Raw genomic sequence first — 9,327 nt, 5'->3', positions numbered from 1 at the left:
CGGCCCAGCGCGAACGGCGGCCTGGCGTAAGCGGCAGACATGCTGCAAACGGCGGATTCATGCGACGCGTCGCATCCGTGGCCGTCCTTTTCACAAACGGCAGGCACGTGGCATGCGGTAGATGGACGTGATCGCACTGCTGTCTCACGGCCTCGTCGCGTCCGCGGTCGCCCTTCTCGCCCAAATATGTCCTTACTGATATATACCGCTTGACCATTAATTTGTAGCCATCTACCAAAATTTCACTTGCATTTTCAAGATTTTGCGAGTTTGTTTTGCGCAGCTGTCTTTGCATGAGTAAGATTGAAGATACGTTAAGAAACGGCTGGAGGGGCTTTCCGGCCGACTGAAAAAGGGGAGTTCAAATGGCAATCCTTGATTCGTCCCACGTGTTCTTCGACTGCTCCGCCACCTCCTGCGATGAGGTCCTGGCCTTCGTCGCCGACAAGGCCGCCGAGCTAGGCGCCACCTCCGATGCCGCGGCGCTGCTAGCCGGGCTCAAGGCCCGCGAGGGCGAGGGCTCCACGGGCATGCAGGGCGGCTTTGCCATTCCTCACTGCAAGAGCGCTGCCGTCTCCGAGCCCTGCATCGTGGTCGTGCGCCTCGCCAACCCCGTCGCCTGGGAGACCATGGACAAGTCCGAGGTCTCCTGCGTCATCGCCCTGCTCATTCCCGACGGCGATCAGGGCACCGAGCACCTGCGCATCCTCTCCAAGATCGCGGCCGCGCTGCTGCAGGAGAGCTTCTGCGAGACCGTGCGCGAGGCGACCGACGCCGCCCAGATCGTCGCAGCCATCAACGAGGGCCTCGAGAACTAGCCCCATGACCTCGAATCCTTGGCGATTGCTCATGGATTCGGGGTCAACTTTTTGCCCGAGCGGCCTCCGAACGTGCAGTTGGGAGGCCCTTTCTGTGTCATACTTGAGTCTGCGCAAAATCTGTGTGAAAGGGGCGTCGCCTTGATTTACACCGTTACGTTCAACCCCGCCGTCGACTATGTCATGCACCCGCTCACGCTCGACATGGGCTTCACCAACCGCTCCTCCAGCGAGGAGGTTCGTTGCGGCGGCAACGGCATCAACGTCTCCAGCATCCTCAACGAGCTCAACGTCGACACCATCTGCCTGGGCATCATCGCCGGCTTCACGGGCGACTACATCCTCGAGACCCTGCAGAGCGCCGGCGTCACCTGCAACTTCGTGCGCCTCGACAAGGGCTTCACGCGCATCAACGTCAAGCTCAACGGCATCGTGATGACGATTATCAACGGCATGGGCCCCAAGATTCCCAACGACAAGGTCGACGAGCTCTTTGGTCGCCTCGACCGCATCAAGGCCGGCGACACGCTGGTCCTCACGGGCTCCATCCCCAAGTGCCTGCCCGATGATATGTACCAGATCATCATGACCCGCCTCGCCGGCCGCGGCATCCGCTTCGTGGTCGACGCCCCGGGCACGCTGCTGCTGCAGTCGCTCGAGAGCAAGCCGTTCCTCATCAAGCCCAACAACCACGAGCTGGGCAAGATCTTCGAGGTCAATCCCGAGACGCCTGAGGAGTGCATGCCCTACGCCCGCAAGCTCCACGAACAGGGCGCCCAGAACGTCATCGTCTCCTGCGGCGGCGAGGGCTCGGCCCTCGTGGCGGCAGATGGCAAGGAGTACATCACCAAGTGCCCGCCGTGCCACATGGTCAACGCCACCGGTGCGGGCGACTCGATGGTCGCCGGCTTCCTCGCGAGCCTCGACGGCGGCATGGAGTACCAGGACGCCCTCAACTTTGCCTCTGCCTGCGGCAGCGCCACCGCCGCGAGCAAGGGCCTTGCCAAGCGCTCGACCATCGAGAAGTTCTACAAGTCGCTCCAGGGCGTCATGGCCGAGTACGAGGCCAACAAGGTCAAGGAGGCCGCCGAGGCCGCCAAGAAGGCCGAGAAGTAAGTAGCTCTTTTTTCGATACCCGCCAAATGGAAGCGAATGAGCGTCCGTTCGGCGGGTATTGTTATGTCAGTCGAGCGCCACTCTGCTAGACTGCAAAACAGGTATTTCAGCGGATGCGCGCGTGCGCGCCCAAGCACGCGCGCGCATGCTTCCGTTGCGATTCGGGGAAGGGGCTCACAAGAGCCGAAGAGAACAAGGAGTTCAGCATGGTTTCCGAGAAGGTCACGCTCATCAACCCGCAGGGTCTGCACATGCGTCCGGCTGGCACGTTTGCCTCCGCCATGGGCAAGTTCGCCTCCACCGTCACCGTCGTCGCTGACGGCAAGGAGACCAACGGCAAGTCGCCGATGGCCCTCATGGCTGCCGGCCTTTCCTGCGGCACCGAGATCGAGATCAAGTGTGATGGCGCTGACGAGGCCGACGCTCTCGCCGCCGCCGTCGAGCTCGTCAAGAGCGGCATCGGCGAGTAAATCGCTCCAGGGCCTCTAGGGCCCGTGCCACAAAAGACGCGCACAAGGGAGGGGCGGCGCATGCGCTGGCCCCTCCACTTATGAACACACCGTTCGAAGTATCCGGGGGGATCGAATGTACAAGGGTGTTAACGCATCTGACGGCATCGGCATTGGCGTCGCTCGCGTCGCCGTCGAGCCGGACCTGTCCTACGTGCCCGCTACGCACCAGGACACCGATGAGGAGGAGAAGGCCCGCTACCAGGCCGCCCTCGACGCCTTCTGCGCCAAGACGCAGGCCCAGGCCGACCGCATGAAGGTCACGGTGGGCGAGAAGGAGGCCGAGATCATGGTGGGTCACATCACCATGGCCAACGACCCCTTCATGATCGACGAGGTCAACAACCGCATCGTCGAGGGCAAGTGCGCCGAGCAGGCCATCGACGAGGTCTGCGACATGTTCTACGCGATGTTCGACGCCTCCGACGAGCAGCTCATCCGTGAGCGCTGCGCCGACGTCCAGGACATTCGCACCGGCATCCTCGCCCAGCTGCTGGGCAAGGACCTTGTTGACCTCTCCGTCCTGCCCAAGGACTCGATCGTCGTCGTGCACGACCTCACGCCGTCCATGACCGCCACGATCGACAAGGAGAACGTCGCCGGCATCGTCACCGAGGTGGGCGGCCGCACGTCGCACTCCGCGATCATCGCCCGCGCCCTCGAGATTCCGGCGGTTCTCTCGCTCGAGAATGCCTGCTCGCTGCTCAAGAACGACGACACCGTCGTCGTGAACGGCACCACCGGCGAGGTCGTCATCAACCCGTCCGAGGCCGAGCTCACCGAGTTCCGCGCCGCTGCCGAGAAGGCCGCTGCCGAGAAGGCCGCCCTCGAGGCCTACCGTGGCGTTGCCACCAAGACGGCCGACGGCATCGAGAAGCTGCTCGTCGCCAACATCGGCAACCCTGATGACGCCAACGTCGCCGCCGAGCGCGACGCCGAGGGCGTTGGCCTGTTCCGCTCCGAGTTCCTGTTCATGGACGCCAAGGAGCTCCCGAGCGAGGACGAGCAGTTCGCTGCCTACCAGAAGGTCGCCCTTCGCATGAAGGACAAGCCGGTCATCATCCGCACGCTCGACGTGGGTGGCGACAAGGAGATCCCGTACCTGCACCTCACGCACGACGACAACCCCTTCATGGGCTACCGCGCCATCCGCTACTGCCTGGCCAACGCCGACCAGTACAAGGTGCAGCTGCGCGCCCTGCTGCGCGCCTCCGCCTTTGGCGACATCAAGATCATGCTGCCGCTCGTGACCGACCTTGACGAGGTCCGCGACGCTAAGCGCCTCGTGGAGGAGTGCAAGGCCGAGCTCGACGCCGAGGGCGTGGAGTACAACAAGGACATCGAGGTTGGCACCATGATGGAGACGCCCGCTGCCTCCCTCATCGCCGATGACCTGGCCGCCGAGTGCGACTTCTTCTCCATTGGCACCAACGACCTCATTGGCTACACCATGTGCGCCGACCGCGGCAACGACGCCGTGCGCTACCTGTACACGGCGTACCAGCCGGCCGTCCTGCGCTCCATCAAGCGCATCATCGAGGAGGGCAACAAGGCTGGCATTATGGTCGGCATGTGCGGCGAGGCCGCGGCCGACCCGCTGCTGATCCCGCTGCTGATCTCCTTCGGACTGGGCGAGTTCTCCGTGAGTGCCCCGTCGATCCTGCGCACCCGCAAGATCATCTCGCAGTGGACCAAGGCCGAGGCCGACGCCTTGGCCGAGAAGGTCCTCGCACTCAAGACCAAGGAAGAGGTCAAGGCCGCGCTCGAGGCTGCCCAGAAGTAGCTTCTGAGCCACCCACAGCTTCCAAGGGACCCCGGGACCTGCGCCCGGGGTCTTTTTTTGCGAGGGGGCAACGCGACGGCGGACTGGGTGGCCCCGTGGTAGCCGGCGCGGTGCTACTGGCCGTGGCGCTGCTCGTGAGGCGTAGGTGCCAGCGTTAGGCGAAGCTTGCCCGATTCGCCGCGCTCGTCTATACTTAACCGGCGTTCCGGGGCGTGGCGCAGTTTGGTAGCGCATCTGCTTTGGGAGCAGAGGGTCGCTGGTTCGAATCCAGTCGCCCCGACCAACGCACGCGGGTGTGGTTCAACGGTAGAACCTCAGCCTTCCAAGCTGATGACGCGGGTTCGACTCCCGTCACCCGCTCCATGAGAGCAAACAGGCCAGCGGCATTGCGCCCTGGGCTGTTTTCTTATGCGCGGCCCGGTGTGGCCCGCTTGGACTGCTGCGAGCCTTCGGGCGGAACGCGCACGGCTCGCTGGGCGAGGGCGACGGTCTTTCCGGAGACATCCGCCTGGCACCTTCGCACCGCATTCTCGCGCTCGTCGGATAAGACCTGTTATCCGTCCGCCTCCTCCTATAGACTGGGCAGACCATCGTCGTTTCTGAGAGGTGCTTATGACCCACACGCCGAGCCAGGCCCTTGCGCCCAGGCAGTCCTTCACCGTTGGCATCGCCCTGTTCTCGATGTTCTTTGGTGCCGGCAACCTCATCATTCCGCCGCTGCTTGCGCTTCAGGCGGGCACCGCCACCCCGGTTGCCCTCGTGGGCTTCCTCGTGGCGGCCATCGGCCTTCCCATTCTGGGCATCATCGCCGTGGCGCTCGCCGGCACCGCCCGCGACCTTGCCTCGCGCGTGCACCCTCGCTTTGCCGAGGTGTTCGTGGGCGCCGTCTACCTGGCCATTGGCCCGTGCCTTGCCATTCCGCGCACGAGCTCGACGGCCTTCGAGATGCTGGCGCCGCTTCTGCCCGCTGGCGTCTCGGTCGACGTGGCCCGCCTCCTCTTCTCGGTGGTCTTCTTTGTCGTGGCCTTCGCCCTCACCCTGCGCCCGGGCGTCATCACGCGCGTCCTTGGCCGCGTGACCGGCCCCGCCCTTATCGCGCTCATCGTCGTGGTGGTGGGCGCGGCTCTCGTTGTCCCCGACGGTGCGCCTGCCGCGCCACAGCCTCCCTACGACGGGGCGGCTGCCGTGCAGGGCTTCCTCACGGGCTACCAGACGATGGACCTGCTCGCCTCGCTCGCCTTTGGCATCGTGATCGCCGAGGCCGTGCGCGAGACGGGCGTCACCGACGCGGCCGGCCAGGCGCGCGAGATCTCGCGCGCGGGCGTCATCGCGGGCGTGCTCATGTGCCTCGTCTATGGCGGCCTTGCCCTGGTGGGCGCGGGTCTTGGCTCCGTCATCCCCGACGCCACGAACGGCGCCGTCATCCTCACCGAGTCTGCCACACGCCACTTTGGCCTTGCGGGCACCGTTGTCGTGGGTCTCATTTTCCTCATTGCCTGCCTCAACGTCTGCATTGGCCTCATCAGCTGCTGCGCCCGCTACTTCTGCGACGCCTACGTCGTGGGCGGCCCCGACGGGCCGGACGGCTCGCCCACGCGCGCCTTCTCGCTCATGGCCGCTGGCCTTGCGCTCTTCTCGTGCATGCTGTCCAACGTGGGGCTCGACGCCATCCTGATGTTCTCGGTGCCGCTGCTGGGCGCCCTCTACCCGGTGGCCATCGTGCTCGTTGCCATGGGGCTCGCGCATGGCTTCTGCGACGCGCACCCGCAGGTGTGGCGCTGGGTGGGTGCCTGCGTGGCCGTCGAGGGCGTGGCCGTGTCCCTGCGCGACGCGTTCGCGCCTGGCACGTGGCTGCCACTTGACGCGCTGCCACTCGCGGACATCGGCATGGCGTGGCTGCCGGTGGCCGCCGCCGCGCTCCTCGTGGGGCTCGTCCACTCGGCCGCCTCGGGGCACAGTGCCTAGGGGAGGCGCGCTACAATCGCCCTTGAGCGCGCCCGCGGGGCGCCAGGCTGCGAGCGGGGGAGCCGCGTGACCCTTCATCTTGGACAAACGCTGGTCATCGCGAACCCGGCCGCACAGAGCGGCGCGGGCGCCGAGGGAGCCGAGTTCGTTCGGCGCACGCTTGGGTCCTACGAGTCTGCGACCAAGGGTTTCGAGGTCAGGCTCACGCGTGGCCCCGGCGATGCCACGCTGGTGGCGCGCTCGGCGACCGGCTACGACACCGTCGTGGCCCTTGGCGGCGACGGCGTCATCCACGAGGTGGTCAATGGCCTCATGAAGATCGGCGAGGCGCGGCGCCCCAGGCTGGGCGTCATTCCGCTTGGCTCGGGGAACGACTACGCGCGCACGCTCGGCATGGCCGCCAACGCTCCCGAGAAGTCGCTGGGGCAGCTTCTCCAGGGCGTGATACGCCGCCTCGACCTTGGCATCGTGAACGGCACCTACTTCGACCAGACGCTCTCGTTTGGCGTCGACGCGGCCATCGCCCTCGACACGATGGAGCGCAGGCGGGCGAGCGGCGCCCATGGCACGCGACTCTTTGCCGCCTCGGGCGTCGACGTGGTGCTCCACCAGCTGAGCGCGTGGGACTTCACCGCCGCGCTCGACGGTCGCGAGGTTGCGGGCTCGTCGCTCATCTTCGCCGTGCAGGTGGGCCCCACCTATGGCGGCGGCTTTCGCATCTGCCCCGAGGCCGACGCCCGCGACGGTCTGCTCGACGTGTGCTACTCGCACGGCTCGCCCGGCAAGGCCGCGGCGCTCTCGATTCTTGCGCGGGCGCGGTTTGGCCGGCACACGACCTCGCGCTACCTCGACTTTGCCCAGGCCTCGCGCCTCGTGATCGACTTTGAGGGCGAGCCGCCGTGCCAGGCAGACGGCGAGCGCGTGGGCGGGTCTCACTTCGAGATTGGGTGCGTCCATCGCGCGCTCGAGGTCATCTGCCCCACGTGGCAGATGTAAGCGCTTGCTGACATTGCGCCGGCGGAGCTTGGCGCTTGGGGGGCGCGTGCGGGCGCCTGGCGGATGCGGCGCGATTCTGCGTGAGGCGAGGTGCGGAAGCACCCGTCTCGCGGCGTGCCCGCGCGTGCCGGTGCGGTGCAGGCATGCCCCGCCCGCCTCGCTTCTCCACATCTGCCGCATGCTTCCCTTAATTGCAATTGGGTTAAAGACCAGCGGCTTTAATGGATATGTTACGACAGTGCAACAGTGCGCCTCTTTTTCGGGGCCGTGTCGTTGCGCGGCGCTATTTTGTTAAAGGTTTTGGTACTGCGACCGCTTCCGTGGAGGCACGGGCGGCCATTCCCATGCGCTCATGCGCGCGAGAGGAGAATCCCATGACGTATACCGAGAGGGTCCTCGCCGAGCTTAAGGATCGCTATCCCGAGCAGACCGAGTTCATCCAGGCTGCCACCGAGATCCTGGGCACCCTACAGCCCGCGCTTGACGCGCACCCCGAGTACGAGCAGGCTTCGCTGCTCGAGCGCTTCGTCGAGCCCGAGCGTGTCATCATGTTCCGCGTCCCCTGGGTCGATGACTCCGGCAAGGTCCAGGTCAACCGTGGCTACCGCGTCGAGTTCAACTCGGCCATCGGACCCTACAAGGGCGGCCTGCGCTTCAACCCCACCGTCACCCTGGGCATGCTCAAGTTCCTCGGCCTCGAGCAGATCCTCAAGAACTCGCTGACCACGCTGCCGATGGGCGGCGGCAAGGGCGGCTCCGACTTTGACCCCAAGGGCAAGTCGAACAACGAGATCATGCACTTCTGCCAGTCGTTCATGACCGAGCTGTGCCGCCACATTGGTCCCAACACCGACGTTCCCGCCGGCGACCTGGGCGTTGGCGGCCGTGAGGTTGGCTACCTCTTTGGCCAGTACAAGCGCATCCGTGACGAGTGGACCGGCGTGCTTACCGGCAAGGGCCTTTCGTTTGGCGGCTCGCTTGCTCGCACCGAGGCCACCGGCTACGGCCTGGTGTACTTCGTGGACGAGTACCTCAAGAGCAACGGCGACTCCTTCGAGGGCAAGAACGTCGTCGTCCACGGCTCGGGCAACGTTGCCATCTACGCCATCCAGAAGGTTTCCCAGCTGGGCGGCAAGGTGCTCGCTGCTTCCGACACCCACGGCTGGGTCGAGGACCCCGAGGGCGTCGACTACCAGGTGCTCGAGCACATCTACAACAAGAAGCGCTCCGGCAACGACAAGGGCGTCTCCCTCGCCATGTACGTCGACGAACGTCCCGGTGCCACCTGGCACGCCGAGGACGGCCGCGGCGTCTGGCAGCTTCCCTGCGACATCGCGCTTCCGTGCGCCCGTGAGAACACCCTGCACCTCGAGGATGCCAAGGCCCTCGTCGCCAACGGCTGCAAGGTCGTGGGCGAGGGCGCCAACATGCCCACCACGATCGACGCCACGAACTACCTGCAGGAGAATGGCGTTGCCTTCATGCCCGGCAAGGCTGCCAACGCCGGTGGCGTGCTGGTCTCCGGCCTCGAGATGAGCCAGAACGCCGAGCACCTCTCCTGGACGTTCGACGAGGTCGACGGCAAGCTCGAGCAGCTCATGCGCGGCATGTTCCACAACGTGGACGACACCGCCCGCGAGTACGGCCACGAGGGCAACTTCGTCCTTGGCGCCAACATCGCCGGCTTCCTGAAGGTCGCCGACGCCATGATGGCCCAGGGCGTCTGCTAGCCAGCGGCCTGCCTTTGCCCACCCGAGTGGACCTTGGCCTCGTGCCAGGGTCCACTCTTTTGTTTTAAGCGCCTGTTGGGTTGTGCGGAGCGGCCGCAAAAAAGCGGCGGCCGCCGGAAGGCGACCGCCGCTGCAGCATCGTGGTGCGGGCGACAGGAATCGAACCTGCACGAAGTTTCCCCCACTGGAACCTAAATCCAGCGCGTCTACCAGTTCCGCCACGCCCGCGTGATGGTGGCGCCTCGCAACGGGCGCCGCGAGAGGGGAGCGCACCTGCGCCGCGTCCCTTCCGTCAATAGAAAAGAATGATACAGCATCTTGCGGCGCGTCACGGTCTCATCACGTAGTTTGGACGGCTTTGGTCGCGCTGGCACCCTCATACTGTTAAGATATTTCTGTTTGTGCATGCG

Annotated in this window: 7 protein-coding genes and 3 tRNA genes; 9 read left to right on the top strand and 1 reads right to left on the bottom strand. The window is 65.5% G+C overall.

The genetic code is table 11. From position 1 onward, the window contains the following. The first annotated feature begins 365 nt into the window (after positions 1–365). The 9 genes from Q3866_RS03720 (at position 366) to gdhA (ending at position 8,917) form a co-directional block, all read left to right on the top strand. On the top strand, positions 366–818 hold the full coding sequence (locus Q3866_RS03720; RefSeq protein WP_293674031.1) for a PTS sugar transporter subunit IIA: 453 nt from the start codon (positions 366–368) through the stop codon (positions 816–818). 141 nt (positions 819–959) lie between these two features. Beyond that, positions 960–1,934, top strand: coding sequence for a 1-phosphofructokinase (gene pfkB / locus Q3866_RS03715; RefSeq protein ID WP_293674032.1), 975 nt, complete (start codon positions 960–962; stop codon positions 1,932–1,934). 206 nt (positions 1,935–2,140) lie between these two features. Beyond that, on the top strand, positions 2,141–2,404 hold the full coding sequence (locus Q3866_RS03710; RefSeq protein ID WP_073294102.1) for an HPr family phosphocarrier protein: 264 nt from the start codon (positions 2,141–2,143) through the stop codon (positions 2,402–2,404). A gap of 115 nt (positions 2,405–2,519) precedes the next feature. Beyond that, positions 2,520–4,226 (top strand): phosphoenolpyruvate--protein phosphotransferase, encoded by a 1,707-nt coding sequence (gene ptsP / locus Q3866_RS03705; RefSeq protein ID WP_293674033.1) that lies wholly within the window; start codon positions 2,520–2,522, stop codon positions 4,224–4,226. A 206-nt stretch (positions 4,227–4,432) separates the two neighbouring features. Further along, positions 4,433–4,509: transfer RNA gene (locus tag Q3866_RS03700), tRNA-Pro, on the top strand. A 6-nt stretch (positions 4,510–4,515) separates the two neighbouring features. Continuing rightward, positions 4,516–4,589, top strand: a tRNA-Gly gene (locus Q3866_RS03695). A gap of 249 nt (positions 4,590–4,838) precedes the next feature. Further along, entirely contained in the window at positions 4,839–6,191 is a 1,353-nt protein-coding gene (gene brnQ, locus Q3866_RS03690) for a branched-chain amino acid transport system II carrier protein (RefSeq protein ID WP_301829706.1), read from the top strand. A gap of 66 nt (positions 6,192–6,257) precedes the next feature. Beyond that, on the top strand, positions 6,258–7,187 hold the full coding sequence (locus Q3866_RS03685) for a diacylglycerol kinase family protein (protein ID WP_301829704.1): 930 nt from the start codon (positions 6,258–6,260) through the stop codon (positions 7,185–7,187). Positions 7,188–7,561: 374 nt separating this feature from the next. Then, a complete protein-coding gene (gene gdhA, locus Q3866_RS03680) occupies positions 7,562–8,917 on the top strand; it encodes an NADP-specific glutamate dehydrogenase (RefSeq protein ID WP_293673846.1) in 1,356 nt (451 codons plus the stop codon). Between the two features lie 141 nt (positions 8,918–9,058). On the opposite strand, the gene Q3866_RS03675 is transcribed toward gdhA, so the two are convergent. After that, positions 9,059–9,145 (bottom strand) — tRNA-Leu (locus Q3866_RS03675). Between the last annotated feature and the right edge of the window lie 182 nt (positions 9,146–9,327).

Origin of the sequence: uncultured Parolsenella sp., from assembly GCF_958346945.1 — a bacterium.
GTDB lineage: Bacteria > Actinomycetota > Coriobacteriia > Coriobacteriales > Atopobiaceae > Parolsenella.
This window is presented reverse-complemented; position numbering and strand designations above follow the sequence as displayed.